The organism is Aminobacter sp. Piv2-1 (assembly GCF_037625995.1).
Classification (GTDB): Bacteria; Pseudomonadota; Alphaproteobacteria; order Rhizobiales; family Rhizobiaceae; genus Aminobacter.
In genome coordinates, this window is record NZ_JARKMU010000018.1 from 1 (window position 1) to 25,328 (window position 25,328).

The window sequence follows — 25,328 nt, forward strand, 5'->3', positions numbered from 1 at the left end:
GTCGTTGGAGTTGAGCGTCGTCAGGTCCATCAGCGAGATGGACCGCAACAGCCACGCCGCCTGGTTGTCGGCCTTGATCGAGCGCCGCTTGGTCAGCGTCGCCACCCGCCGCTCCAGCGCCGAACGGTTGACGCTGCGCATCGATTCCAGGAAGCCAAGATCCAGCGCCATCCCCGGATTGCGCACGATCCCGTGTGCATCCGCCACGTTGGCGGCCTGGCGCGACGCCAACGGCGTGACGATGGCTGTAGGTTGGGTCTCGGCTTCGCGCAACTTGCCGCTCATCTGACTGCCTTTCCTCCGGACGCCCTGCCACCAGCGTGAGACTGTGGTCGGCGTAACATCTCAGGCACCGCCTGCAGCGGCACGACAAAGAATAGCCCGTGGCGCCAGGCGCCACGAGTCCCCGGAGGTGGAAGATAGACGAAAAATCGGAACGGCGCAGCGTTATTTTGACCGGATGGTCAAAACGCCGGACCGACAGGCGATCCGGCGCTAGGAAAGACGTCAGCCGACGAAGGCGCGCTCGACGACGAAGCTGCCCGGCTCGTGCAGCGAGCCTTCGACGAAGCCGAGGCTTTCGGCGAGTTCCTTGACGTCCTTGAGCATGTGCATCGAGCCGCAGATCATGATGCGGTCGGTTTCGGGATCGAGCTTGTCGATGCCGAGGTCCGAATAGAACTTGCCCGACGAGATCAGCGCGGTGATGCGGCCCATGCGCTCGGACACCTCGCGCGTGGTCGAGTTGTACAGGGTGACGCGGCCCTGGGTCAGTTCGCCGATCAGCGGGTCGTTTTCGAGATCGGCCACCAGTTCGCGGCCGTAGTCGAGCTCGGCCACGTCGCGGCAGGTGTGGGTGAGGACGACCTGCTCGTAGCGCTCGTAGGTGTCGGGGTCGCGCAGCAGGCTGGCGAAGGGCGCGATGCCGGTGCCGGTCGAGATCATGAACAGGCGCTTGCCCGGCGTCAGCGCGTCGAGCACCAGCGTGCCGGTGGACTTCTGGCGGATCAGGATGGTGTCGCCCGGCTGGATCTTCTGCAGCTCCGAGGTCAGCGGACCGTCCGGCACCTTGATCGAGAAGAACTCGAGCTCGTCGTCCCAGGAGGGGCTGGCGACCGAATAGGCGCGGTAGACCGGCTTCTCGGCGTTCGGCAGGCCGATCATCACGAACTCGCCGGAGCGGAAGCGCAGCGACTGCGGACGGGTGACGCGGAAGGCGAACAGGCGGTCGGTGTAGTGCTTCACCGACACCACGGTCTCGGCGTAGACATTCGCCGGAATGGGGAACTGAAGCGGCTTGGCTTCGGCCGTGTTCAGCGCAGCTTGGGTGTTCATCGATCAACCTCTCGCCAGCGGGCGGCAATCATGCTCGTCGGCGCGGCGGCGATTTTCATCCGGCGCGCTGCGGAAATGCGGGCAAATAGTGGGGCCTTGTCGAGGATATTAATTAGTATACAAATGATATGAACGTCAAGGTTTTGGCTTAAAACGCCTTTCCAAACTGGCACATGAACGTAGTCCGCACGTTTCGGGTTTAGTCCATGGTCGAGAAAATTCCCGCTAAGGCGGGAGACGTGGTGGCGGGCATCGACGTCGGCGGGACGTTCACCGACCTGCTGCTCCTCGACGGCGCCGACGGCGGCTCGGTCCGTATAGCAAAGACCCCTACCACCGTCGACAACCAGGCGCATGGCGTGATCGCGGCGCTCGACCAGGCCGGATACCCGATCGCCGGCATCGACCTCATCGTCCACGGCACCACCACCACCACCAACGCGGTGCTGGAGCGCCGGCTCGCCCGCACCGGCATGGTCACCACGCGCGGCTTCCGCGACGTGATCGAACTCGGCCGCCGGACGCGGCCGCAGGCCTACGGCATGACCGGCAGCTTTGTGCCGGTTATTCCGCGCGACCTCAGGCGGGAGGTGACGGAACGGGTCGAGGCGTCGGGCCGGGTGCGCGAGCCGCTCGACGAGGAGGGGATGCGCACCGCGGTGCGCCGGCTGCTCGACGCCGGCTGCGAGGCGCTGGTCATCCACTTCCTCCATTCCTACGCCAATCCGGCGCATGAGCGCCGCGCCGCCGAGATCGCCGCCGAGACCTGGCCGAACGGCCACATCACCACCGGCCACTCGCTGCTGTCCGAGGCGCGCGAGTTCGAGCGCGGCGTCACCGCCTCGGTCAACGCCGCCGTGCAGCCGATCCTGGAACGCTACGTGGCGCGGCTCAGGCAGGAGCTCGGCGCGCGCGGCTACGGCCGCGACTTCCTCGTCATGAACGGCAATGGCGGCATGATCTCGGCCCGCTTCGTCACCGCCGAGTCGGCGAAGACGGTGATGTCCGGCCCGGCCTCGGGCGTCATCGCCGCCGCCTATACCGGCCGCCGCGCCGGCTACGACAACCTTGTCACCTACGACATGGGCGGCACCTCCACCGACGTGGCGCTGATCCGCCATGCCGAGCCCGCCGTCTCCAACGAGATCGAGATCGAATATGCGATGCCGATCCATGTGCCGATGGTGGCCGTGCACACTGTCGGCGCCGGCGGCGGCTCGATCGCCCGCGTCGACGCCTCGGGGCTGATCCAGGTCGGACCCGAAAGTGCCGGCGCCAATCCCGGGCCGATCTGCTACGGCCGCGGCGGCACCGAACCGACCATCACCGACGCCAATCTCGTGCTCGGCCGGCTCGACCCGGGAAAACTGCTTTCGGTCGAAGATCCCGTCACCGTCGAAGCCGTGCGCGCGGTGTTCGAGCAGAAGATCGGACATGCGACGGGCCTCGACGGGGTTGCCGCCGCGGGTGCCGTGCTCAGGCTCGGCAACATCAAGATGGCGGGCGCGATCCGCATGGTGTCGGTGTCGCGCGGCCACGACCCGCGCGACTTCACGCTGTTTGCCTTCGGCGGCGCCGGCCCGCTGCATGCTTCGGCGCTGGCGCGCGAGCTCGGCCTGCCGCGGGTGCTGGTGCCGGCGCGGCCGGGCATCACCAATGCGCTCGGCTGCGTGGTGGCCGACATGCGCCACGACTTCGTCAACACGGTGAACCAGCCGGTGGCAGCGCTCGACGAGGCACGCATGCGCGCAGTCCTCGCCAGGCACCGGGCCGAGGGCGAGGCGCTGATCGCCAAGGAGGCGATCAGGCCCGAGCGCATCCGCGTCGGCCACTCCGCCGACATGCAGTTCCTCGGCCAGACGCATCTCATCAACGTGCCGCTGCCTTCGGCCGAGATCACGCGCGTCATGCTGCAGGACCTGTTCGAGAAGGCCTATTTCGCCCGCTTCAAGGTCGAGCTGCCCGAGATCCGCGCCAATCTGGTCAACCTCAACACCTCGGTCACCGGCGTGCGTCCGGCGATCGACCTCGGCCGGCTGATCGACCCGGCGGGGCGGGCGGCGACGCTCGATCGATCTTTGCGCGAGGTGCGGCCGGTCTGGTTCGACGGCACCTGGCACGACACGCCGGTCTACGAGCGCGAGAAGCTGCCGCTGGAGGCAGTGCTCGAAGGGCCTGCCATTCTCGAGCAGATGGATGCGACCACGGTGCTCGAACCCGGCGACCGGGCGAGGTCGGACCAGGATGGGAACATCATCGTCGAGGTGGGGAGATGAGCCAGGCGCCGACTTCTCCCTCCCCCTTGAGGGGAGGGTGGCCGGGCAAAGCCCGGCCGGGTGGGGTACCCTCCGCAGCGCGGGACGTCCGTAGGAACGTCGAGCCCGTCTTTTGCGACCCCACCCTGCCATCCGCCTCTGGCGGCTGGCTTCCCTCCCCTCAAGGGGGAGGGGGAGGCTGCGCCCCATGACCCTCGACGCCATCACGCTTTCCGTCATCCAGGCAGCGCTGCAGCAGACCTGCGACGAGATGGACCTGGCCTTCTCGCGCGCCGCCTTCTCGCCGGTCATCGCCGAGGCCAACGACCGCTCCGACGGCATCTACTCCGCCGTCGACGGCGCGTTGATCGCGCAGGGCTCGGAAGGCCTGCCGGTGTTCGTCGGGGTCATGCAGCACTCGACCAAAACCATCATCGAGATGATCGCGGATGGCCGCGTGCTGCCGCCGGAGGAAGGCGACATCTACATCGTCAACGACCCCTATCTCGGCGGCACGCACCTGATGGACGTGCGCTTCGCCATGCCGGTGTGGCGGGGCGGCAAGATTTTCTGCTGGCTGTCCAACACCGGCCACTGGCCCGACATCGGCGGCTCGGTGCCCGGCGGCTTCTCGGCCTCGGCGACGGCGGTCGAGCAGGAGGGCCTGCGGCTGCCGCCGGTCAAGCTGTTCAAGAAGGGGGTGATGGACCCCGAGATCTTCGCCATCATCTGCTCCAACATCCGGGTCGCCGACCAGCGCATCGGCGACGTCCGCGCCCAGGCCGCCGCCCTCCATGTCGGCCAGGACAGGTTGTTGCAGGTCCTCGATCGTTACGGCGACGAAACCGTGGTCGCGGCGATCGCCGAGCTGCGCCGCCGCGCCGCCGAGCAGATGCGCGCCCATATCGCGGCGCTGCCCGAGGGCAGCTGGCGGTCGAAGGCCTATGTCGATTCCGACGGGGTGGTCGACGCGCCGCTGACGATCGCGCTCACCATAGAGAAGCAGGGCGACACGCTGGTCTTCGACTTCGCCGGCTCGTCGAAGCCCTGCGCCGGGCCGATGAACAGCGTGCTGGCGACGACGCTGTCGGCGGTCTATCTCGCCATGCGCCACATCTTTCCCGACGTGCCGATCAGCGCCGGCGCCTTCGAGCCGCTGGCGGTCAGGCGGCCGGAAGGCACCTTCCTCGACGCCAAGTATCCACGGCCCGTGTCGGGCTGCGCGGCGGAGGTGTCGCAGCGCATCGCCGAAGCGGTCTTTGCCGCAATGGTGCAGGCCGCGCCCGACAAGGTGACGGCGGCACCTGCCGGCTCGAGCGGCAATTTCGCGCTCGGCGGCAACGATCCGGCGCGCGGCCGCGACTATGTCATGTACCAGATCTCCGGCGGCGGTTATGGCGGCAATGCCGGCCATGACGGGCTGTCCAACGGCTGCTCGACCATCGGCATCTCCAAGTCGCCGCCGGTCGAGATCATGGAGCAGGCCTATCCGGTGCTCTACCGCCGATACGCCCTGCGCGAGGGTTCGGGCGGTGCCGGCCGCCAGCGCGGCGGCTTCGGCCTCGCCTACGAGATCGAGCTCCTGCGCGGCGAGGCCCGCGCTTCCTTCGTCATGGACCACGGCCGCTTCGGGCCGCAGGGCGCGCTCGGCGGCGCCGACGGCATGGTCAATGCGGTGACCGTGTTCCGCGACGGCGAGCCGCACGTGCCGCCGCATCTGTCCAAGGAGCAGGACATCCCGCTCAAGGCCGGCGACCGGGTGCTGGTCGGCACGCCGGGCGGCGGCGGTTACGGCGACCCGCTGGCGCGCGATCCCGAGCTCGTGCTGCGCGACGTGGCGCTGGGCTACTACACGAGGGAACAGGCGGCCGAACTGTTCGGCGTGGCGATCGGCGACGGCGGCGTGGATGTCGTGGCGACCAAGCGGCTGCGGCGAGGCTGAGCGCGGTTCAGCCGGCCGCCGTCGCCCTTGCCCCGCGGCGCTTGCGGATGCTGATCTGGCCGGTCACCGCCTGGTCGGGCCGCGCCGACAGCTCCTCGCGCTGGGCGAACAGCCAGTCGATGAAGACCTGGACGATCGGCGCCGAGCGCACCTCGTTGCGGCAGACGACGTAGAAGGCGTCGACCGCCGGCACCGACAGATTGAAGGGCGTGACGAGCTGGCCCTTGGCGAGCATCGCCGAGGCGGTGACGCTGTCGCCGAGCGCCACGCCATGGCCGTGGATCGCCGCCTCCGTGGCCAGCCGCGCGTCTGCCATGCGGTGCCGCTGCAGCGGCTTGACGTCGAGCGCGTCGGCCGCTGAAAGCCAGGTCTGCCACTCATGGCCGTCGTCGCCATAGAGCAGCACATGGTCGGCGAGGTCGCGCACGCTGCGGATCGGCCGGTTGTTGATCAGCGTCGGGCTGACCACGGGAAACAGCTCGATCCCCGACCACTTCTTCAGCCAGCAGTCGGTCCAGCTGCCGTCGCCGTAGAGCAGGCAGATGTCGACGTCGCCGTCGTGGATGTCGCGCGGATCGTTGGAGGCGTTGAAGGTCAGGCTGATGCCCGGATATTGCCCCATGAAGCTGCCGACCCGCGGGATGAGCCAGAGCGACAGCAGCGCCGGCACGCAGCTGACGGCCAGCTTGCCCGAGCTCGTCGGCCGCGTCATCCGCTCGGTTGCGGCAGCGATGCTCTCGAAGGCGCCGGAGACGGCGGGCAAGAGCTCCGCGCCCTGCGGCGTCAGCTTGAGCCGGGCGCCGGCGCGCTCCAAAAGCTTGACCTTCAGCGTCGCCTCCAGCGCGCGGATCTGGTGGCTGACCGCGCCGTGGGTGACGTTGAGTTCGCCGGCGGCCTTGGTCAGCGAGCCGTGGCGGGCCGTCGCCTCGAAGGCGCGCAGCGGGTTGAGCGGGGGCAGGCGCCTGGACATCGGAGGCTCCGGCGGGGTTGTCTTCCTGTGAGAAAATCTCACAGCCGGGAGCTTAACAATATCAATTGCCATTTCAATGGCTCTGTCTGAAACTCGCGACAAAACAACCATAAGCACACGGGGAACATTCAGCTGATCGGGCGCCGAACCGGGGCGGCCGACGAATCCGTTTCCCGATTGCTGCAGCTGAGCGCAGGAGGCGATCATGGGTTTCGACGTCAAAAAACTCGACGAGTTGCGCAAGAAATATGGCGAGGGCCATGGCGGCGATCTGTTCGACCCGAAGTTCCGCCAGGTCGCCGACAAGATCTTCACCAAGAGCGGCACGCGCCTCGCACCCTATTCCGGCATCCCGACCTTCCTGACCGCGCCCTATTTGCCGGTCGACAACGACAATCCCGACTTCGGCGACCTGCAGGTGGCGATGATCGGCGTGCCGATGGATCTCGGCGTCACCAACCGTCCCGGCTCGCGCTTCGGCCCGCGCGCCCTGCGCGCCATCGAGCGCATCGGCCCCTACAACCACGTGCTCGAATGCGCCCCGGTGCAGGAACTGCGCGTCGCCGACATCGGCGACGTGCCGTTCCGCAGCCGCTACCGCCTCGAACTCAGCCATGAGGACATCGAGCGCCGCGTCGGTCAGGTCGTCGACGCCGGCGTGGTGCCGCTCTCGGTCGGGGGCGACCATTCGATGACACATCCGATCCTCAAGGCGGTTGGCAAGAAGCGCCCCGTCGGCATGATCCACATCGACGCCCATTGCGACACCGGCGGCGCCTACGACCTCACCAAGTTCCATCACGGCGGGCCGTTCCGCAACGCCGTGCTCGACGGCGTGCTCGACCCCACCCGCGTCATCCAGATCGGCATCCGCGGCTCGGCCGAATATCTCTGGGAGTTCTCCTACGAGTCCGGCATGACCGTCATCCATGCCGAGGAGATCACCGGCATGGGCATCCCGGCGGTGATCGAGAAGGCCAAGAAGATCGTCGGCGACGGCCCGACCTATCTGTCCTTCGACATCGACAGCCTCGACCCGGCATTCGCGCCCGGCACCGGCACGCCCGAGGTCGGCGGGCTCACCACGCGCGAGGTGCTCGAGATCGTCCGCGGGCTGAAGGGCCTCAATTTCGTCGGCGGCGACGTCGTCGAGGTGGCGCCGCAATACGATTCGACCACCAACACCGCGCATGCCGGCGCCCAGGTGCTGTTCGAGATCCTGAGCCTGATGGTGTTCAGCCCCTTCGTCACCGGCAACAAGGACTGACCGGACCCGATACGGACTGGCCGTCGCGACTGGAAGCGGCGGCCAGGCGGCAACGACCGCGAACTGCAAAAATCAATCAATCCAGAGGGAACCGAAAAATGAACATCAAGACCGTTTTGCAAACGACGGCTGCCGCCCTCGTCTTCGCCGGCACCGTTGCCTTCGGACTGTCGGCGGCCAATGCCGATGCGCTGGAAGACATCGCCAAGGCCGGCCAGATCAATGTCGGGGTCTTCGCCGACTTCCCGCCCTTTTCCTCGGCCAGCGCCGACATGAGCCTCAAGGGCTACGACATGGACGTGGCGCAGGCGATCGCCGACGCGCTCAAGGTCAAGCTCAATCCGGTCCCGGTGACCGGCCAGAACCGCATTCCCTACCTGACCGACAAGCGTGTCGATCTGCTGATGAGCGTCGGCTACTCCAAGGAGCGCGAGGAGGTCATCGATTTCGCCGCCGCCTACGCGCCCTACTACATCGCCGTGATCGGCCCTGCCGAGCTCAAGGTGGCGGGCAAGGAAGACCTCGGCGACAAGTCGATCGCCGTCAACCGCGGCACCCTCGAAGACACCTCGCTGACCGAGGCCGCGCCCGCCTCCGCCGACATCCGCCGCTTCGACAACTACAACGCCGTCATCCAGGCCTTCATCTCCGGCCAGACCCAGCTGATGGTGGTGGGCAACGACGTCGGCGCCCAGGTGCTGGCCCGCCAGGAGGCGCTGAAGCCGGAGCAGAAGTTCCAGCTGCTCACCTCGCCCTCGCATATCGGCCTCAACAAGAACGAGGAAGGCCTGAAGAAGGTGATCAACGACACGGTCTCGGCGATGCTCGCCGACGGCCGCCTCAACGCCTCGTCGGAAGCCTGGCTCAAGACCCCGCTCAACCCCGAGAACCTCAAGGATTGATCGGTGGGCTACAGCCTCGACTTCGGCTGGCTTGAAGGTGCCGCGGGCGCGATAGCCCGCGGTGCCGTCATGACGATCCTGCTGATCGTGGTGACGACGATTGCCGGCACGGTGATCTCGGTGCTGGCCGCCGCCGGGCGGCGCAGCGGGCCGAAATGGCTGAAGCGCGCCATCACCTGCTATGTCGAGGTGATCAGGAACACCCCGTTCCTGGTGCAGCTGTTCTTCATCTTCTTCGGCCTGCCGAGCCTCGGCATCCGGCTCGACCCGATCGTCGCGGCAATCCTGGCGATGACGCTGAACATGGCCGCCTACACCACCGAGATCGTCGGCGCCGGCCTCGACGCCGTGCCGAGGGGGCAGCGCGAGGCGGCCTTCGCTTTGGGCTTGCGGCCGCGCCAGGTCTTCGTCAAGATCGTGCTGCCGCAGGCGATGAAGGTCATCTTCCCTGCGCTTACGAGCCAGATCGTGATCATGATGCTCGAGTCTTCGGTCGTCTCGCAGATCGCAGTGCGTGAACTCACCTACGAGGCTGACATGCTGCAGGCACGGACCTTCCGTGCCTTCGAGACCTATTTCGTTGTCACCATGGTCTATCTCGGTCTGTCGGTCGCGCTCCGCCGCATCCTCGTCGGCGTCGGCCGCCGCACGCTTTCGGCAGGTGTGTCATGATCGAGTTCACCTTCTGGGACATCCTGCGCAATCTGGTCTTCGCCACGCGCTGGACCGTGCTGTTGTCGGTCGCGGCCTTCGTCGGCGGCGGCATGGTCGGCATCGCCGTCCTGTTCCTGCGCATTTCCAGGACCGGCTGGAAGCGCCGTTTCGCCAGCGGCTACATCGCCCTGTTCCAGGGCACGCCGCTCCTGATGCAGCTGTTCCTGATGTTCTTCGGGCTGCCGATGCTCGGCTTCCGCATCGACCCGTGGACGGCCGCCGTGCTCGGCCTGACCTTCTTTGCCAGCGCCTATCTCGCCGAGATCTGGCGCGGCGGGGTCGACGCGCTGCCGCGCGGCCAGTGGGATGCCGGCGCCAGCCTCGGCCTGCACCGCCTGCAGGAGCTGCGCCTCGTCATCCTGCCGCAGGCCTTCGCCATCACCCGGGCGCCCGTGGTCGGCTTCCTGGTCCAGCTGATCAAGGCCACCGCGCTGACCTCGATCATCGGCTTCGAGGAACTGCTCCGGACCTCCAACGCCATCAACAACGCGACTTTCGAGCCGTTCACAGTCTACGGGCTGGTGGCGCTGATCTTCTTTGTGCTCTGCTACCCGCTGACACAGTATGCCCGCTTTCTGGAGGCCCGTGCCGCAGCTCGCTGAAACGACAGTCCATCATCACCGACAATCAATGGGAACAACCGGCATAAAGCCGGCAACAAATGAGGAGAACGAAGATGTCCAAGATACTCGATAGCCGGATGAGCCGCCGCGCCGTACTGGGCGCCGGCGTCGCGTCGGCCGGCCTGCTCGCCATGCCCTCGATCCTGAGGGCGCAGGAGAAGTCGATCAAGATCGGCGTCTATGGCGGCTACTTCAAGAAATCCTTCGACGAGCACATCTTCCCCGAATTCACCAAGGCGACCGGCATCGCCGTCGAATCCGTCGCCGAGCCGACCGGCGAAGCCTGGCTGGTGCAGCTCGAGCAGGCCGCCAAGGCCGGGCAGGCTCCGGCCGACCTGTCGATGATGTCGCAGACTTCGCTGCTCAAGGGCCAGTCGACGGAGCTGTGGGCGCCGCTCGACCTCGCCAAGATCAAGAACAGTTCCAACCTGATCGAGCACTTCGTCAACAAGTATCCGGACGGCCGCGTCGCCGGCATCGGGGCGGTGGCCTGGTACATCACGCTGGTCACCAACACCAATGTCTATCCGACCGCGCCGGACACCTGGGCGGCCTTCTGGGACCCGGCCAACGCCGACAAGCTCGGCCTGCTGGCGCTCGCCTCGAACTCGTTCCTGCTCGAGGTGACGGCCAAAACCTTCATGGGCGGCACCAACGCGCTGGACACCGAGGAAGGCATCGAGAAGGCCTTCGCCAAGCTCGCCGAAGTCAAGCCCAACGTGCGGCTGTGGTATCGCGACGAGGCGCAGTTCGAACAGGCGCTGAAGTCGGGCGAAATCCCGATGGGCCAGTATTATCACGACGTCACCGGCCTCGCGGCCGCCGACGGCCAGCCGGTGCGCTCGACCTTCCCGAAGGAAGGCGGCATCCAGGATTCCGGCTCCTGGGTGCTGTCGAAGGCGTCGAAGAAGACCGAGGAGGCGCATGCCTTCATCGACCACATGTGCCAGCCCGCCGTGCAGGCGCTGATGTCGCGCAAGGTCGGCACCTCGCCCACGGTCAAGCGCGAGCTGCTCGATCTCAAGCCCGAGGAGTTCGCCGCCGTGTCGTCGGACATTGCGCCGATCATCCCGCGCTACGACCTCTACACCACCAAGGCCGACTGGATTAACCAGAAGTGGACCGAGCTGATCGTCGGCTGATTGGAGAGGGTTGAATAGGCCGCAGGCCAAAGCACCCCCTCACCGGCCCTTCGGGCCACCTCTCCCCTGCCCGGGGGAGAGGAAACGCCAATCGCCGAAGCTGCGATTCCTCTCCCTCACGAAGTGGGGAGAGGTGCCGAGCGAAGCGAGGCGGTGAGGGGGCATTATCACAAGCTCAGATGGGGCAACGCCATGTCCGGCCTGTCATTGCAAAACATCACCAAGTCATTCGGCAACTTCACCGCGGTCGACAACGCCAACCTGTCGGTGCCGCATGGCAAGTTCGTCTGCCTGCTCGGCCCGTCCGGCTGCGGCAAGACCACGCTCCTACGCATGATCGCCGGCCTCGAGGATCCGTCAGGCGGCGCGATCCTGCTCGACGGCGAGGACATCACCCCGGTGCCGACCCACAAGCGCAACCTCGGCATGGTGTTCCAGTCGCTGGCGCTGTTCTCGCACCTTTCGGTGGGCGACAACATCGCCTATCCGCTGCGCATCCGCGGGGCCTCGCGCGAGGAGCAGAAGAAGCGGGCCGGCGACCTGCTCAAGCTCATCCATCTGTCCGGCTACGAGGACCGGCCGGTGTCGAAGCTCTCCGGCGGCCAGCGTCAGCGCGTGGCCATCGCCCGTGCGCTCGCGCTGTCGCCGCGCCTGTTCCTGCTCGACGAACCGCTATCGGCGCTCGACGCCAAGCTGCGCGAAGCCATGCAGGTGGAACTGCGCCAGCTGCAGCAGCGGCTCGGCATCACCACCTTCGTCGTCACCCACGACCAGCGCGAGGCGATGACCATGGCCGACCTCGTGGTGGTCATGGGCAACGGCAAGATCCTGCAGGCGGCACCGCCCATCGAGATCTACCGCAAGCCGGCCGATGCCTTCGTCGCCGACTTCATCGGCATGACCAATCTGCTCGACGCCACCACGGACGGCGCCGGGCGCGTCTCGGTGCTCGGCCAGGCGATCCCTGGCCTCGCCATGCCGGACGGCACGGCCAAGGCCACGCTTTCGATCCGTCCCGAGGACGTCCAGATCGGCCCCGCCGGCGGCAATGCCATCACCGGCACGGTGACCTTCGTGCGCGACCTGGGCGGCACCATCGAGACCTTCGTCGAGGCGGCCGGCAAGGGCATCATCGCGGTCGCAACCCCGCGCGAGCGCCCCGATGTCGTGGCCGGCCAAGAGGTCGGCGTGACGCTTCCGGCCGAAGCCTGCGTGGTGCTCAAGTCATGAAACGCGAGGCGCCGAAATCGCTGGCCGACTACAGCCCGCTGTTCTTCCCCGGGCTGATGCTGATCGTCTTCTTCGTCATCCCGTTTTCGACAATGATCGCGGTGAGCTTCTTCCAGCGCGATCCGTCGGGCTTCTACACGCCCGACTTCGTGTTCTCGAACTACGCCCGCTTCCTCTCCGCCTTCTTCGGCAAGGTGCTCGGCTTCTCGCTGATGCTCGCCGTCATGGTGGCCATCGTCTGCGTGGCGATCGCCTTCCCCTTCACCTTCCTGCTCACCAAGCGGCCGCGCAAGGTCCAGACCGTGTGGCTGGTGTGCCTGCTGTCGGTGCTGTCGCTGTCGGAGGTCATCATCGGCTTCGCCTGGTCGACGCTGTTCTCGCGCACCGCCGGCATCACCAACCTGTTCGTCGCCGTCGGCCTGATGAAGGAGCCGGTGGCGCTGCTGCCGAGCTTCTGGGCGGTGCTCACCGGCATGGTCTACCAGGCGCTGCCCTACACCATCCTGGTGCTCTATCCCGCGCTGGTGCGCCTCGACCCGACGCTGACTGAAGCCGCCCGCACGCTCGGCGCCTCGCCGATGAAGGCTTTCTTCAACGTCGTCGTGCCGGCGCTGCGCAACACCATCGTCGCAACCCTGATCATGGTCTTCGTCTTCGCGCTCGGCTCGTATCTGCTGCCGCAGATCCTCGGCCGGCCGTCGCACTGGACGCTTTCGGTGCTGATCACCGACCAGGCCATCTACCAGTCCAACATGCCTTTCGCCGCGGCGATGGCGGTGTTCCTGGTGCTGATGTCGCTGGCGCTGGTGGGGCTCACCCTGCTTGCCGGACGCAAGGAGAACGCGCTGTGAAAGAAGCTTTCCTTCGCCGGCTCTATTTCGTCGCCGTCGCCTTGTTCCTCGCGGCACCGCTGGTCGTCGTGGCCGGCGTCTCGGTCAACGAGAAGCAGGATCTCGCCTTCCCGCCGAAAGGCTTCTCGCTCGCCTGGTACGGCCAGATCTTCCTCGACGCGGAATGGCGGGCGGCACTTTTCGCCTCCGTCACCCTGGCCGTCACGGCGGCCGCGCTGGCGGTCGCCATCGCGCTGCCGCTCGCCTGGTTCCTGTGGCGGCGCATCGCGCCCTGGGCCAACGTCTTCCAGGTTCTCGGCCTGGCCCCCTTCATCCTGCCGCCGGTCATCACCGCGCTCGGCATGCTGACCTTCTGGGCGACGACCGGCTTCTACGGCCAGCCGTGGACGGCCGTCATCAGCCACGCGATCTTCTTCGTCACCCTGCCGCTGGTGACGCTGTCGCTCGGCTTCGCCTCGATCGACCGGTCGCTGGTCGAGGCCGCCGCGACCATGGGCGCCGACGACCGCACGGTGCTGAAGACCGTCGTCTTGCCGCTGATCAGGCCCTATCTCGTCTCCGGCTATGCGTTTGCCTTCGTGCTGTCGCTCAACGAGTACATCGTCGCCTACATGACGGTCGGCTTCACCATCGAGACGCTGCCGATCAAGATCTTCAACGCCCTGCGCTACGGCTACACGCCGACCATGGCCTCGGTGTCGGTGTTCTTCGTGGCGGTGGCGGCACTCGTCTTCGGCCTGATCGCCAGGTTCGGCGACATCCGGCGGCTGCTGGGCGCCATGTCGTCCGAGAGCTGAACCGACGAGGCCGCGGTCCCGCGGCCTCTTCGTCAGATCACCGGCTTGTCCATCAGGCCGAGCTTCTCGCGTCGCAGCCAGCGCCACAGCAGGAGCAGCGCAACGGCGGCGAGGCCGGAGAATAGGCCGATCCAGATGCCGCGGCCCTCGAAGCCGAAGCGGAAGGCGAGCAGCACGCCGAACGGCAGGCCGATGCCCCAGTAGCCGATCGCCGCCAGGATCATCGGCACGGTCGTGTCCTGCAGTCCGCGCAGCATGCCCGACGCCACCGCCTGGGCGCCGTCGGCGACCTGGAACAGCGCGGCGAAGACCAGGAAGGTGACCGCCAGCGATATGACTTCGGCATTGGCCTGGTCGTCGATGTCGATGAAGGCGCCGATCAGCACGCGCGGCCACAACACCATCACCAGGGCCATCAGCGCCATGAAGGCGACGCCGAGCGCATAGGCGGTCCAGCCGGCGCGGGTGATGCCCTCGTGGTCCTTTGCGCCATAGGCCAGCCCGACGCGCACGGTGACCGCCTGTCCCAGCCCCATCGGGATCATGAAGGTCACCGAGCAGATCTGGATGGCGATGGCGTGGGCTGCGAGCGAGGCCGAGTTGATCAGCCCCATCAGGAAGGCGGCGGCGTTGAAGATCGTCACCTCGAAGGCGAGGATGCCCGAGATCGGCGCGCCGAGCCTGAGCAGGGCCTTGAAGCGCGGCCAGTCGGCCCGCCAGAAGCGGCCGAACAGGTGGTAGCGGCGGAATTTCTTCTCCAGCGAGACAACGGCGATCATGCCGAAGAACATCAGCGCGCTGGCGATGCTGGTGGCGAGGCCCGAGCCGGCGATGCCCATCTGCGGGAAACCCCACTTGCCGAACACCAGGAGCCAGTTGCCCACGGCGTTGACAACCACCGCCACTGCCATGATGGCCAGCGCCCAGCCGGGACGCTCCAGCGCCGAGATGAAGGAGCGCAGCACGATGTAGCCGTAGAAGGGCAGCACCGCCCATTGCAGGTGGCGGACATAGATTGCGGCCTGCTCGGCGAGCTTCGGCTCCTGGCCCATGGCAAGCAGGATGGCTTCGGCGTTCCACAACAGGATCCAGATCGGGATGACCACGATGACGGCGAGCCAGAGCCCCTGGCGCACGGTGCGGCGCACGTCGCGCACCGAGTGGCGCATGCGCCCGAGCTCGGCCGCCATCATCGGCGAGGTCGCGTACATCAGGCCGAGGCCGAAGATCAGCGGCGCGAAATAGAGGTTGGAGCCGAGCGCGCCGGCAGCCAGCGAGTCCGGTCCGAGCCGGCCGATCATCATCACGTCGGTGGCCGTCATCGCCGTCTGCGCCAGGTTGGTCAACACCATCGGCCAGGCAAGCGCCAGCATCGCGCGGAGCTCGCCACGCCAAGGGTTAGCCGGTGATTGCGCGCCGGTTTCGATCACAGACATCTTTCCGTCTTTCGGTGCGATATCGCGAATCCGAGCGCCGATATCGTTGGTTCTGGCCGCAAACTCCGCCGATTTGCCTCGCAGCCATCCGGGTATTTGAATCAAAGCGCCCGATGTGGCAAGCCGTCACGGCCGCCAAGGATTGTACCAGACCGGGCCGCAGGCTTCAGCCGATGGCGTCGAGCGCCCGCCGCTGGCGGTGCATCTCGAGGAACACCCGGTAGTCGCGGTCGAAGCGCGGCCGGGCGGCCTCGTTGGGCCGCCGCGCCCGGCCTTCCTGGCGCATTCCCGCGCAGGCCGCCTCGAGGCCGGGGTAGAGCCCGGCGGCGGCCGCCGCCGCCATCGCCGTGCCCAGAAGCACCGCATCGCTGCCCATCGGCTCGACGACGGTGCAGCCGGTGGCGTCGGCATAGAGCTCCATCAACAGCGGGTTTCTGGTGTGGCCGCCGGTGACGTGCAGCGTGTCGATGCCGTAGCCGTTGGCATTCAGCGCCTCGAGCACGTGGCGGATGCCGAGCGCGATCGCCACCGCCGTGCGCCAGTAGAGCCGGCACAGGCTGTCGAAGGAGGCGTCCAGCGTCAGCCCGCTGATCACGCCCACCGCATGCGGGTCGGCCAGCGGCGAGCGGTTGCCGTGGAAGTCGGGCAGCACGTGCAGCCGTCCGGCCAGGTCGAGGCCTTCGGCGGCGCGCAGCTGCATGATGCGGTCGGTGATCCTGCGATGCATCGCAGCGTCCGGTTCCCCGCCGGCGCCGTGCCAGCGGATGACGTGGTCGAGCAGCGCGCCGGTGGCCGACTGGCCGCCTTCGCTCAGCCAGAGATCGGGCAGGGCGGCACCGTAATACGGCCCCCACACGCCGGCGAAGGCACGCGGCTCGGCCGACATCGCCATCAGGCAGCTCGACGTGCCGGCGATCAGCGCCAGGTGCCGCTCTATGCCGGGCCGGCCGCCGATCACGCCGAGCGCGCCGGCAAAGGCGTCGATCAGCCCGGCGCCGACGCGGCAGCTGGTGGTGAGCCCAAGGGCCGCGGCCGCATCGCGGGTGAGCGGGCCGAGGTCGGAGCCGACCGGGCTGGCGCGCGCGGGCAGGGCGGCGTGGTCGAAGACGTCGGCGAGGCCGACGGCCGCGAAGAAGTCGTGCCGCCAGCCCTCGCGCTCATGCGCGAGATAGGTCCATTTGGCGGCCAGCGTGCATTGCGAGCGGGCGAGCGAGCCGCTGGCCTTGTGGGTCAGGAAGTCGGCGAGGTCGAACAGCCTGCCGGTGCGGGCCCAGCTTCCAGGCAGGTTGCGCTTCACCCACATCAGCTTCGGCGTCGCCATTTCCGGCGACATCACGCCGCCGACATAGTTCAGCACCTCGTGCCGGGTCGCCGTGCATTCGTCCGCCTCGGCGAGCGCCCGGTGGTCGAGCCAGACGATGGTGTCCCAGCGGTCGTCGCCGTCGCTCGACACCGAAATCTGCTCGCCGTCCTTGCCCCTGAACACGGTCGAGCAGGTGGCGTCGAACGAGATGCCGGCGACGTCGCCGGGCGCGATGCCGGCCGCGTCGCGTGCGGCGCGCACGGCTGCGCATGCGGCGGCCCAGATGTCTTCGGAATCGTGCTCGGCATGGCCCTCGGCCGAGCGGTTCATGGCGATCGGCCGCTCGGCCCGGCCCATCAGCGTGCCGCCGCGGTCGAAGATGCCGGCGCGCGCGCTTCCCGTTCCGACGTCGACGGCGCAGAGATGCTCAGCCATCAGGACGACTTCGCCCCCGCGGCGACGCCGCGCCCGGCACGGGCAGCAGGGCCGCGCTCGGCGGCCTGCAGTTTCGCTGTCGATCGGAGCGCCGCAAATGAGACCATGACGCGCAGTCTATATGCGCGCCCTGGGCAATTCCAGCGCTGGCCGCCTCGCTCAGAGCGCGCCGTCCAGGTAGCGCGTCAGCGTTTCCCTGGTGCCGAGGCTCCAGAGCGTGCGCAGGCCGTGCGCGAAGGCCGCTGCGAAGACCGGCGAGCGTCCGACCTCGCCGTAGATGTCTTCCATGGCGAGCCATGCCTGCGGATCGTCCTTCGCGGCCTTGGCGGTGGCCTGCATCCGGTCCCAGTTGGGGTCGTTCGGCTCGATGCCGGCGCCCGAATCGGTGGTCCCGAAGCAGTAGCGGCACCACAGCGCCGATTCGAGCGCCAGGCCGTCGATGCCGGCGCCGGCCTTCAGCCGGTCGGCGATGGTCGGGATGATGAATTTCGGCTGGCGGTTCGAGCCGTCGAGGCAGAGCCGCCGCACCGTGTCGCCGATCTTGGGGTTGGCGAAGCGCCGTTCGATGAGCTTGCAGTAGTCCTCAAGCACCACGCCGGGCACCGGCGGTACGGTCGGCATGATCTCGTCGCGTTCCAGCCTGGCCAGGAAGGCGCTCACCAGCGGGTGCGCCATCGCCTCGTGGACGAAGTGGATGTCCATCAGGCCTGCGGGATAGGCGATCGTCGCGTGCCCGCCGTTGAGGATCCTGATCTTCATCAGCTCGAAGGGCGCGACGTCCTCGACGAACTGCGCGCCGGCCTTTTCCAGCGCCGGCCGTCCGGCGGGGAAACGGTCTTCCAGCACCCATTGCTTGAACGGCTCGCAGAATACCGGCCAGGCGTCGTCGACGCCGAACTGCTCGGCCAGCATGGCGCGTTCCCGGTCCGTGGTAGCGGGGGTGATGCGGTCGACCATGCTGTTGGGGAAGGCGACATGTTCCCCGACCCAGTCGGCAAGCCGCCCGTCGACCAGCCGCGCCAGGCCGATCACGGCGTCGGCCGTGACGCGGCCATTGTGGGGGATGTTGTCGCAGGACATGACGGTGAAGGGAACCGTGCCCTCGTCGCGGCGGCGCATCAGGCCCGCGAGGATCAGCCCGAACACGGTCGCGGGGGCCGCGATGTCGGCGGCGTCGGCGACGATCTGCGGGTGCGTCGGGTTGAACGCACCCGATGCCGGGTCGATGAAATAGCCGCCCTCGGTGATGGTCAGCGACACGATGCGGATGGCGGGATCGGCGAGCCGGTCGATAACGGCCGCCGTGTCGCCCGGTTTGATGAAGTCGATCATCGCGCCGGTGACGCGCGCGCTCATGTGGCCGCTGTCCTGCTCCACCACCGTCGTCAGCCAGTCCTGCCCGGCGAGTTTTTGCCGGCCCGCCTCCTCGGCCGGGAAGACGCCGGCGCCGACGATCGCCCAGTCGTGGTCGAGCCCGGCGTCGAACAGCTGGTCGAGATAGACCGCCTGGTGCGAGCGGTGGAAGTTGCCGACGCCGAAATGCAGGATCCCGGCCCCGAGCGCGGCGCGGTCGTAGGCAGGGCGCGCGACGCCGGCGGGCAGGTTTGGCAGGTTCGCCTGGGAGAGTTTTGTGGTCATGACATTTCGCGCTTTCCGATTTCACCGTTTCGGGGACCCCCTCACCGCCTCGCTGCGCTCGGCACCTCTCCCCCACTCCGTGGGGGCGAGGAACTCAAGCTGGAGACGCGCCGGTGCCGCCACTGCGATTCCTCTCCCCCGGGCAGGGGGAGGGGTGGCCCGAAGGGCCGGTAAGGGGGTGTTTCAATAGTGAGAAGTCGGCGCCCACCTTCAGCTCATCCACTGGCCGCCATCGACGTTGTAGGTCTGGGCGACGATGTATTCGGCCTCGTCGCTGGCGAGGAAGACGGCCATTCCGGTGAGGTCCTCGGCGCGCCCCATGCGGCCGTAGGGCACGCTCTCGCCGACGATCCGCTTCTTCTCGCCGAGCGGCCGGTCCTCGTATTTGGCGAACAGCGCGTCGACATGGTCCCAGTGCTCGCCGTCGACCACGCCGGGCGCGATGGCGTTGACGTTGATGCGGTGCTTGATGAGGTCGAGCCCGGCTGACTGGGTGAGCGAGATGACGGCGGCCTTGGTGGCGCAGTAGACGGCGACCAGCGCCTCGCCGCGCCGGCCGGCCTGGCTCGCCATGTTGATGATCCTGCCGCCCTGGCCGCGCGCGATCATCGCCTTCGCCGCCGCCTGCAGCGTGAACAGCGTGCCGGCGACATTGACCGCAAACAGCCTGTCGTAGCTCGCCTTGCCGATCTCGACGATCGGCGCGAGGTCGAACAGCGCCGCGTTGTTGACGAGGATGTCGAGCCCGCCGGTCCTGGCCTCGACGGTCCGCACCGCGGCCTCGATGGAATCGAGGTCGGTGACGTCGAGCCTGACGGCGTAGGCGCCGGGGCCGATCTCGCCGGCCGTGCGCTCGGCCGCTTCCAGGTCGATGTCGCCGATGGCAACCGTCGCGCCCTCGCGCACATAGGCCTCGGCGAAGGCCCGGCCGATGCCGCGCGCGGCACCGGTGATCAGCGCCGACCTGCCTGCGAGCCTGCCGGTCAAAGCGCCCTCCCGTCGGCCCCGAAGCGGTGCAGCTTGGTGGGGTCGGGCGTGAGATAGACGGTGTCGCCGTGCTTGACCCCGACCTCGCCGCTGGCCCGCACGTTGAGGGTGCCGAGGCCGTTGGTGTGGACATGCAGGAAGGTGTCGGCGCCGAGATGCTCGGCGACGCCGACGGTGCCCTGCCAGTCGCCGGCCGTGGTTGAGATGTTGATGTGCTCGGGGCGCACGCCGATGGTGGCAGCACCCTGCCTGGCGGCGGTCGCGCCCTCGATGAAGTTCATCTTCGGCGAGCCGATGAAGCCGGCCACGAACAGGTTCCTGGGCGAGCGGTAGAGCTCCAGCGGCGAGCCGACCTGCTCGATGTTGCCGGCGTTGAGCACCACGATCTTGTCGGCCATGGTCATCGCCTCGACCTGGTCGTGGGTGACGTAGATCATCGTCGTCTTGAGCTGGTGGTGCAGTTCGCTGATCTCGAGCCGCATCGAGCCGCGCAGGGCGGCGTCGAGGTTGGACAGAGGCTCATCGAACAGGAAGGCCGAGGGCTGGCGCACGATGGCGCGGCCGATGGCGACGCGCTGGCGCTGGCCGCCCGACAGCTGGCCGGGCCGCCGGTCGAGATAGTTGGTGAGGTTGAGCACGCGCGCCGCGTCGTTGACCTTGCGGTCGATCGCTGCCTTGTCCTCGCCCGCCATCTTGAGCGGGAAGGCGATGTTGTTGCGCACGGTCATGTGCGGATAGAGCGCGTAGGACTGGAACACCATGGCGAGCTTGCGCTTGGCCGGCGCCTCGGCGGTCACGTCGCGGCCGTCGATGCTGATGCTGCCGGCGGACGTATCCTCGAGCCCGGCGATCAGGCGCAGCAGCGTGGACTTGCCGCAGCCGGAGGGGCCGACGAAGACGACGAACTCGCCGTCCTCGATCTCCAGGTCGATCTTGGGGATGATCGTCGTCGTTCCGAACGACTTCGACACCTTGTCGAGAACTATGTTGCCCATCGTTTCCTCCCGGGGACTTTTCTATTTGACGGCGCCGAAGGTCAGGCCGCGGACGAGCTGGCGCTGCGAGAACCAGCCCATGATGAGGATCGGCGCGATCGCCAGCGTCGAGGCCGCCGAAAGCTTCGCCCAGAACAACCCCTGCGGGCTCGAGAACGAGGCGATGAAGGCGGTCAGCGGCGCTGCGTTCGCCGCCGAGAGCCGGATCGACCAGAACGCCTCGTTCCAGGCCAGGATGATGTTGAGCAGCAAGGTCGAGGCGATGCCGGGCACCGCCATCGGGGTCAGCACGTAGACGATCTCATTGAACAGCGTGGCGCCGTCCATCCGCGCCGCCTCGAGGATCTCGCCGGGGATCTCGCGGAAGTAGGTGTAGAGCATCCAGATGACGATCGGCAGGTTGATCAGCGTCAGGATGATCGTCAGGCCGAGCCGCGTGTCGAGCAGGCCGGTGTCGCGGAACAAGAGGTACATCGGCACCAGCACGCCGACCGCCGGCATCATCTTGGTCGACAGCATCCACATCAGCACGTCCTTGGTGCGCTTGGTCGGCGAGAACGCCATCGACCAGGCGGACGGGATGGCGATGAGCAGCGCGATCAGCGTCGAGCCGACCGAGATCACCACCGAATTCATGAACGGCTTGAAGTAGTCGCGCTGCGACTGCACCTCGACGTAGTTCTCGAACGTTCCGGACGGCACCAGGCTGATGCCGGCGATGGCCTCGGCCTCGGTCTTGAAGCTGGTGAGCACGGTGTAGAGGATCGGGAAGAAGATCACGAAGGCGACCGCCCACGCCGCGATGGTGAAGCCGATCTTGCGCCTGGTGGAGATTGCGCGTGCCATGGTGCTCCTCCTACTTGTCGAGGTTCTTGCCGACGGCGCGCATCAGGAAGATGGCGACGATGTTGGCGAGGATGACGGCGATCACGCCGCCTGCGGACGCCCCGCCGACGTCGTAGCCCAGCAGCGCCGTGCGGTAGATCAGGAAGGCGAGGTTGGTCGAGGCGTAGCCCGGGCCGCCATTGGTGGTGACCAGGATCTCCGCATAGACGCCGAGCAGGAAGATGGTCTGGATCAGGATCACGACGGTGATGGCGCGGGCCAGATGCGGCAGCGTCAGGTACCAGAAGCGGTTGGCGAAGTTGGCGCCGTCCATCTCGGCCGCCTCCTTCTGCTCCTCGTCGAGCGACTGAAGCGCGGTGAGCAGGATCAGCGTCGCGAACGGCAGCCATTGCCAGGCGACGATGATGACGATCGACAGCAGCGGATATTGCGCGAACCAGTCGACCGGCCTCAGCCCGAAGAACTTGTTGATGTCGGCCAGCACCCCGTAGCCCGGGTGCATGATCATGTTCTTCCACACGAGAGCCGCCACCGGCGGCATGACGAAGAAGGGCGAGATCACCAGGATGCGGACGATGCCCTGGCCGAACATCGGCTGGTCGAGCAGCATCGCCAGCGCGGTGCCGCCGACGACGGTGATGATGAGCACGCCGCCGACGATGACGAGCGTGTTCCAGATCGACTGGAAGAATGCCGGGTCGGTGTAGAAGTACGTGTAGTTGAACAGGCCGGCGAAGCTGACATTGGCTGGATTGAGCAGGTTGTAGTTCTGGAAGGAGAACCACAGTGTCATCACCAGCGGCACGATCATCCACACGAACAGCAGGATGACCGACGGCGCCATCATCAGGCGTGCCAGCGTCCGGGTTTGTCGAGTAGCCATGGGAGCACCCCTTCGGTCGAACCGGTCGGAAAAGGCGGCCGCCCGACTGGGAAACGGGCGGCCGAGGCTCCGGGAGGTTCTATTTTATGTAGCCGGCGCGGGTCATCTCGCGCACCGAGACCTGCTGTGCCTGGGCCAGCGCGTCGTCGACCGACATCTGGCCGGCAAGCGCTGCCGAGAACAGCTGGCCGACTGTCGTGCCCAGCCCCTGGAACTCGGGAATGGCCACGAACTGCACGCCGACGTAAGGAACCGGCTTGACGGTGGGCTTGGTCGGGTCGGCCGAGTTGATCGAATCCAGCGTCATCTTCGCGAAGGGCGCGGCCTTCTGGTACTCGGGATTGCCGTAGAGCGAGGTGCGCGTGCCGGGCGGCACGTTGGCCCAGCCCTCCTTCGCGGCGACGAGGTCGAGATAGCCCTTGCTGGTCGCCCAGGCGACGAATTTCTGCGCCGCTTCCGCCTTCTGCGTGCCGGCGGGAATGCCGAGCGACCAGGCCCACAGCCAGTTGCCGCGCTTGCCCAGGCCGTTGTCGGGCGCCAGCGCATAGCCGACCTTGTCGGCGACGGTCGAGTTCTTCGGGTCGGAGACGAAGGATGCGGCGACGGTGGCGTCGATCCACATGCCGCACTTGCCCTGCTGGAACAGCGCCAGGTTCTCGTTGAAGCCGTTGGACGAGGCGCCCTGCGGGCCGGCGTCGTTCATCAGCTTGACGTAGAAGTCGAGCGTCGACTTCCACTCCGGCTGGTCGAACTGCGGCTGCCACTTCTCGTCGAACCATCGCGCGCCGAACGAGTTCGAGGTGGCCGTCAGGAAGGCCATGTTCTCGCCCCAGCCGGCCTTGCCGCGCAGGCAGACGCCGTTGATGTCGTTGGCGCGGTCGGTCATCTTGCGCGCCGCGTCCGCAATGAACTCCCAGGTCGGCGCGTCGGGCATGGTGAGCCCGGCCTTCTCCATCAGGTCCTTGCGGTACATGACGAAGGAGCTCTCGCCGTAGAAGGGCGCGGCATAGAGCTTGCCGTCGGCCGACAGGCCGCCCCTGATCGCCGGGATGATGTCGTCGACGTCGTAGTCGGCGCCGAGGTTGTCGAGCGGCAAGAGCCATTGCTGCTTGGCCCAGATCGGAACCTCGTAGGTGCCGATGGTGAGCACGTCATACTGCCCGCCCTTGGTGGCGATGTCGGTGGTGACGCGCTCGCGCAGGACGTTCTCTTCCAGCGTCACCCATTGCAGGTCGATATCGGGGTTCTTGGCCTTGAAGTCGTCCGTCAGCTTCTGCATCCGGATCATGTCGCCGTTGTTCACCGTGGCGATCGTGATGGTCTCGGCGTGCGCGGCGAACGCAAGCGCGCTCGCACCGCACAGGCCCAAAAAGAGCGTGGTCAGTCTCATCGAAATCCTCCCATGGACCAAGGTGAGCATTTGCCTTGGTTGTGAGCAATTATTCACTCGGCATGATTTATGTCAAGCGTGAATCTGCTCGGCCACGCCGCATCGCCCGGCGCGGGTTGCACCGGCGACGGTGGGGCAGGACTGAAGACGGAGGGGGTGGAGGGGCGCGCCGCCTATCCGATCGAGCCGGGCCGCGCGATCTCGGCGAGGATCCAGTCGCGGAAGGCGCGGATGTTGGGCGCGTTGCGGCGGGCTTCGGGATAGACCAGCCAGTAGCCCTGGCCGTCGTCGCCGATCAGGTCGAAGGGCTGGATCAGCCGGCCCTCGGCGAGTTCGCTGGTGAAAAAGGCGCAGGTGAGGATGGCGACGCCCTGGCCGGCCATCGCGGCGCTTGCTTCATAGGCCTGGGAGCCCATACTGGTGTCGGGCCGCCCCGAGAGGCTGTCGGCCGGCAGGCCGGCAAGCGCGAACCATCGCTTCCACCAGATGTCGCCCGGATCGAGGATGTTCAGCTTGAGCAGGTCGGCCGGCTCCTTCACCCCGCCGATGCTTTCGGCGAGCTTTGGGCTCAGCATCGGCGTGTACTGGGCGCGGAACAGCCGGTGCGCCACCAGCCCCGGCCATGTGCCGTCGCCCGAGCGGATGCCGACATCGACGTCCTCGCGCGCGAAGTCGACCATCCGGCTCGACGTGTCGAGCCGGACCGCGATTCCCGGATGGCGCATCTGGAACGAACCGATGTGGCGCGCCAGCCAGTTCGAGGCGAAGGTCAGCACGGTCGATACGCACAGCGTTCCCGCCGAGCCGCCGCGCGCCGCCGCATAGGCCTCGCCGAGGATCGCGAAAGCCTCGCTCGCGGCCGGGGCCAGGCGGCGGCCCACCTCCGTCAGGGCGACCTGGCGCGGGCGGCGCAGGAAGAGCGGCGCGCCGACCCGCTCCTCGAGCAGCTTGATCTGGTAGCTGACCGCCGCCTGGGTCATGCCCAGCTCCGCCGCCGCCTTGGTGAAGCTCGCATGCCGGGCCGCCGCCTCGAACACCCTGATCGCGGTCAATGGCGGCAGTTGCAGGGCCATGATGCATAAGCTCTCTTAATGGGTCCAGATCGACATTCGATTGGAATTCAAGGCTTTCATGAACCAAATGTCTGGTCAACCCATCAGCGGGCTTAAGTATCAGCGGAGGTTCACGATCATGGGCGCAGCACAGGCAAGGCTCAACCATTGCCAGCCGGCATCATGGACCGAAAGGCTTGGCCTGGCGTTCGGCTGGCGCACGCGCGCCCGGCGCGTCCTCGATCCGCGCGACCTGTCGGATCATCTCAAGCGCGACATCGGCGTGCTCGACGGCAACGACCCCTGCGGCCGGCGTGCTTGATCGTCTTGTGCGT

The 25,328-nt window shown here is 67.3% G+C and carries 22 protein-coding genes and 1 pseudogene; 11 read left to right on the forward strand and 12 right to left on the reverse strand.

What is annotated here, in order from left to right; genetic code table 11:
• Positions 1-285: pseudogene (locus AmiPiv_RS23940) on the reverse strand (deoxyribose-phosphate aldolase); the annotation flags it as partial.
• A 222-nt stretch (positions 286-507) separates the two neighbouring features.
• Positions 508-1,335: a ferredoxin--NADP reductase gene (locus tag AmiPiv_RS23945; protein ID WP_340041588.1), complete on the reverse strand. Its 828-nt coding sequence runs from the start codon at positions 1,333-1,335 to the stop codon at positions 508-510.
• Between the two features lie 206 nt (positions 1,336-1,541).
• Here AmiPiv_RS23945 and AmiPiv_RS23950 point away from each other — a divergent pair, with 206 nt between their 5' ends.
• Both AmiPiv_RS23950 and AmiPiv_RS23955 read left to right on the forward strand, forming a co-directional pair.
• The gene (locus AmiPiv_RS23950) at positions 1,542-3,611 is read left to right on the forward strand and encodes a hydantoinase/oxoprolinase family protein (protein ID WP_340041589.1); all 2,070 of its coding nucleotides are present in this window, start codon (positions 1,542-1,544) and stop codon (positions 3,609-3,611) included.
• Positions 3,612-3,798: 187 nt separating this feature from the next.
• Complete coding sequence (locus AmiPiv_RS23955; RefSeq protein ID WP_340041591.1) at positions 3,799-5,532, forward strand: hydantoinase B/oxoprolinase family protein; 1,734 nt, start codon at positions 3,799-3,801, stop codon at positions 5,530-5,532.
• Positions 5,533-5,539: 7 nt separating this feature from the next.
• On the opposite strand, the gene gcvA is transcribed toward AmiPiv_RS23955, so the two are convergent.
• Complete coding sequence (gene gcvA, locus AmiPiv_RS23960; RefSeq protein WP_340041593.1) at positions 5,540-6,502, reverse strand: transcriptional regulator GcvA; 963 nt, start codon at positions 6,500-6,502, stop codon at positions 5,540-5,542.
• A 205-nt stretch (positions 6,503-6,707) separates the two neighbouring features.
• On the opposite strand from gcvA, the gene speB reads away from it, so the two are divergent.
• From speB to AmiPiv_RS24000, 8 genes are all read left to right on the forward strand, one after another.
• Complete coding sequence (gene speB / locus AmiPiv_RS23965) at positions 6,708-7,769, forward strand: agmatinase (RefSeq protein WP_340041594.1); 1,062 nt, start codon at positions 6,708-6,710, stop codon at positions 7,767-7,769.
• Between the two features lie 98 nt (positions 7,770-7,867).
• Entirely contained in the window at positions 7,868-8,671 is an 804-nt protein-coding gene (locus AmiPiv_RS23970) for a transporter substrate-binding domain-containing protein (protein ID WP_340041595.1), read from the forward strand.
• Between the two features lie 3 nt (positions 8,672-8,674).
• Positions 8,675-9,343, forward strand: coding sequence for an amino acid ABC transporter permease (locus AmiPiv_RS23975; RefSeq protein ID WP_340041596.1), 669 nt, complete (start codon positions 8,675-8,677; stop codon positions 9,341-9,343).
• Complete coding sequence (locus AmiPiv_RS23980; RefSeq protein ID WP_340041597.1) at positions 9,340-9,987, forward strand: amino acid ABC transporter permease; 648 nt, start codon at positions 9,340-9,342, stop codon at positions 9,985-9,987. Before AmiPiv_RS23975 ends, AmiPiv_RS23980 begins: the two co-directional genes overlap by 4 nt.
• Before the next feature lie 74 nt (positions 9,988-10,061).
• Positions 10,062-11,150 carry an ABC transporter substrate-binding protein gene (locus AmiPiv_RS23985; RefSeq protein ID WP_445206993.1) on the forward strand — a complete coding sequence of 363 codons (1,089 nt, stop codon included), beginning with the start codon at positions 10,062-10,064 and terminating at the stop codon, positions 11,148-11,150.
• 192 nt (positions 11,151-11,342) lie between these two features.
• Positions 11,343-12,380 carry an ABC transporter ATP-binding protein gene (locus tag AmiPiv_RS23990; protein ID WP_340041598.1) on the forward strand — a complete coding sequence of 346 codons (1,038 nt, stop codon included), beginning with the start codon at positions 11,343-11,345 and terminating at the stop codon, positions 12,378-12,380.
• Complete coding sequence (locus AmiPiv_RS23995; protein WP_340041600.1) at positions 12,377-13,231, forward strand: ABC transporter permease; 855 nt, start codon at positions 12,377-12,379, stop codon at positions 13,229-13,231. The genes AmiPiv_RS23990 and AmiPiv_RS23995 overlap by 4 nt, the downstream gene beginning before the upstream one ends.
• On the forward strand, positions 13,228-14,028 hold the full coding sequence (locus tag AmiPiv_RS24000) for an ABC transporter permease (protein ID WP_340041601.1): 801 nt from the start codon (positions 13,228-13,230) through the stop codon (positions 14,026-14,028). Before AmiPiv_RS23995 ends, AmiPiv_RS24000 begins: the two co-directional genes overlap by 4 nt.
• Positions 14,029-14,060: 32 nt before the next feature.
• Here AmiPiv_RS24000 and AmiPiv_RS24005 read toward each other — a convergent pair whose 3' ends face one another.
• From AmiPiv_RS24005 to AmiPiv_RS24045, 9 genes are all read right to left on the reverse strand, one after another.
• Positions 14,061-15,464: an MATE family efflux transporter gene (locus AmiPiv_RS24005; RefSeq protein WP_340041602.1), complete on the reverse strand. Its 1,404-nt coding sequence runs from the start codon at positions 15,462-15,464 to the stop codon at positions 14,061-14,063.
• 166 nt (positions 15,465-15,630) lie between these two features.
• The gene (locus AmiPiv_RS24010; RefSeq protein WP_340041603.1) at positions 15,631-17,202 is read right to left on the reverse strand and encodes an FGGY-family carbohydrate kinase; all 1,572 of its coding nucleotides are present in this window, start codon (positions 17,200-17,202) and stop codon (positions 15,631-15,633) included.
• 159 nt (positions 17,203-17,361) lie between these two features.
• The gene (locus AmiPiv_RS24015) at positions 17,362-18,840 is read right to left on the reverse strand and encodes a mannitol dehydrogenase family protein (protein WP_340041605.1); all 1,479 of its coding nucleotides are present in this window, start codon (positions 18,838-18,840) and stop codon (positions 17,362-17,364) included.
• 210 nt (positions 18,841-19,050) lie between these two features.
• Entirely contained in the window at positions 19,051-19,827 is a 777-nt protein-coding gene (locus AmiPiv_RS24020) for an L-iditol 2-dehydrogenase (protein WP_340041606.1), read from the reverse strand.
• Complete coding sequence (locus tag AmiPiv_RS24025) at positions 19,824-20,822, reverse strand: ABC transporter ATP-binding protein (RefSeq protein WP_340041607.1); 999 nt, start codon at positions 20,820-20,822, stop codon at positions 19,824-19,826. The genes AmiPiv_RS24020 and AmiPiv_RS24025 overlap by 4 nt, the downstream gene beginning before the upstream one ends.
• 21 nt (positions 20,823-20,843) lie before the next feature.
• Complete coding sequence (locus tag AmiPiv_RS24030) at positions 20,844-21,668, reverse strand: carbohydrate ABC transporter permease (RefSeq protein ID WP_340041608.1); 825 nt, start codon at positions 21,666-21,668, stop codon at positions 20,844-20,846.
• A gap of 10 nt (positions 21,669-21,678) precedes the next feature.
• Positions 21,679-22,551 carry a carbohydrate ABC transporter permease gene (locus AmiPiv_RS24035; RefSeq protein WP_340041609.1) on the reverse strand — a complete coding sequence of 291 codons (873 nt, stop codon included), beginning with the start codon at positions 22,549-22,551 and terminating at the stop codon, positions 21,679-21,681.
• 79 nt (positions 22,552-22,630) lie between these two features.
• A complete protein-coding gene (locus AmiPiv_RS24040) occupies positions 22,631-23,941 on the reverse strand; it encodes an ABC transporter substrate-binding protein (protein WP_340041610.1) in 1,311 nt (436 codons plus the stop codon).
• A 173-nt stretch (positions 23,942-24,114) separates the two neighbouring features.
• The gene (locus AmiPiv_RS24045) at positions 24,115-25,014 is read right to left on the reverse strand and encodes a LysR substrate-binding domain-containing protein (protein WP_340041611.1); all 900 of its coding nucleotides are present in this window, start codon (positions 25,012-25,014) and stop codon (positions 24,115-24,117) included.
• Between the two features lie 118 nt (positions 25,015-25,132).
• On the opposite strand from AmiPiv_RS24045, the gene AmiPiv_RS24050 reads away from it, so the two are divergent.
• Positions 25,133-25,315, forward strand: a complete 183-nt coding sequence (locus tag AmiPiv_RS24050) for a hypothetical protein (protein ID WP_340041613.1) — start codon at positions 25,133-25,135, stop codon at positions 25,313-25,315.
• Positions 25,316-25,328 lie beyond the last annotated feature (13 nt).

Excerpts from the sequence above, each read along its gene's own strand:
- AmiPiv_RS23985 (WP_445206993.1), top strand. The coding sequence starts at position 10,062 with ATGTCCAAGATACTCGATAGCCGGATGAGCCGCCGCGCCGTACTGGGC.
- AmiPiv_RS23990 (WP_340041598.1), top strand. The coding sequence starts at position 11,343 with ATGTCCGGCCTGTCATTGCAAAACATCACCAAGTCATTCGGCAACTTC.
- AmiPiv_RS23980 (WP_340041597.1), top strand. The coding sequence starts at position 9,340 with ATGATCGAGTTCACCTTCTGGGACATCCTGCGCAATCTGGTCTTCGCC.
- AmiPiv_RS23995 (WP_340041600.1), top strand. The coding sequence starts at position 12,377 with ATGAAACGCGAGGCGCCGAAATCGCTGGCCGACTACAGCCCGCTGTTC.
- AmiPiv_RS23950 (WP_340041589.1), top strand. The coding sequence starts at position 1,542 with ATGGTCGAGAAAATTCCCGCTAAGGCGGGAGACGTGGTGGCGGGCATC.
- AmiPiv_RS24010 (WP_340041603.1), bottom strand. The coding sequence starts at position 17,202 with ATGGCTGAGCATCTCTGCGCCGTCGACGTCGGAACGGGAAGCGCGCGC.
- AmiPiv_RS24045 (WP_340041611.1), bottom strand. The coding sequence starts at position 25,014 with ATGGCCCTGCAACTGCCGCCATTGACCGCGATCAGGGTGTTCGAGGCG.
- AmiPiv_RS24050 (WP_340041613.1), top strand. The coding sequence starts at position 25,133 with ATGGGCGCAGCACAGGCAAGGCTCAACCATTGCCAGCCGGCATCATGG.
- AmiPiv_RS24005 (WP_340041602.1), bottom strand. The coding sequence starts at position 15,464 with ATGTCTGTGATCGAAACCGGCGCGCAATCACCGGCTAACCCTTGGCGT.
- AmiPiv_RS23945 (WP_340041588.1), bottom strand. The coding sequence starts at position 1,335 with ATGAACACCCAAGCTGCGCTGAACACGGCCGAAGCCAAGCCGCTTCAG.
- AmiPiv_RS24030 (WP_340041608.1), bottom strand. The coding sequence starts at position 21,668 with ATGGCACGCGCAATCTCCACCAGGCGCAAGATCGGCTTCACCATCGCG.
- AmiPiv_RS24035 (WP_340041609.1), bottom strand. The coding sequence starts at position 22,551 with ATGGCTACTCGACAAACCCGGACGCTGGCACGCCTGATGATGGCGCCG.
- AmiPiv_RS23970 (WP_340041595.1), top strand. The coding sequence starts at position 7,868 with ATGAACATCAAGACCGTTTTGCAAACGACGGCTGCCGCCCTCGTCTTC.
- AmiPiv_RS24040 (WP_340041610.1), bottom strand. The coding sequence starts at position 23,941 with ATGAGACTGACCACGCTCTTTTTGGGCCTGTGCGGTGCGAGCGCGCTT.
- speB (WP_340041594.1), top strand. The coding sequence starts at position 6,708 with ATGGGTTTCGACGTCAAAAAACTCGACGAGTTGCGCAAGAAATATGGC.
- AmiPiv_RS24025 (WP_340041607.1), bottom strand. The coding sequence starts at position 20,822 with ATGGGCAACATAGTTCTCGACAAGGTGTCGAAGTCGTTCGGAACGACG.
- AmiPiv_RS23955 (WP_340041591.1), top strand. The coding sequence starts at position 3,799 with ATGACCCTCGACGCCATCACGCTTTCCGTCATCCAGGCAGCGCTGCAG.
- gcvA (WP_340041593.1), bottom strand. The coding sequence starts at position 6,502 with ATGTCCAGGCGCCTGCCCCCGCTCAACCCGCTGCGCGCCTTCGAGGCG.
- AmiPiv_RS24015 (WP_340041605.1), bottom strand. The coding sequence starts at position 18,840 with ATGACCACAAAACTCTCCCAGGCGAACCTGCCAAACCTGCCCGCCGGC.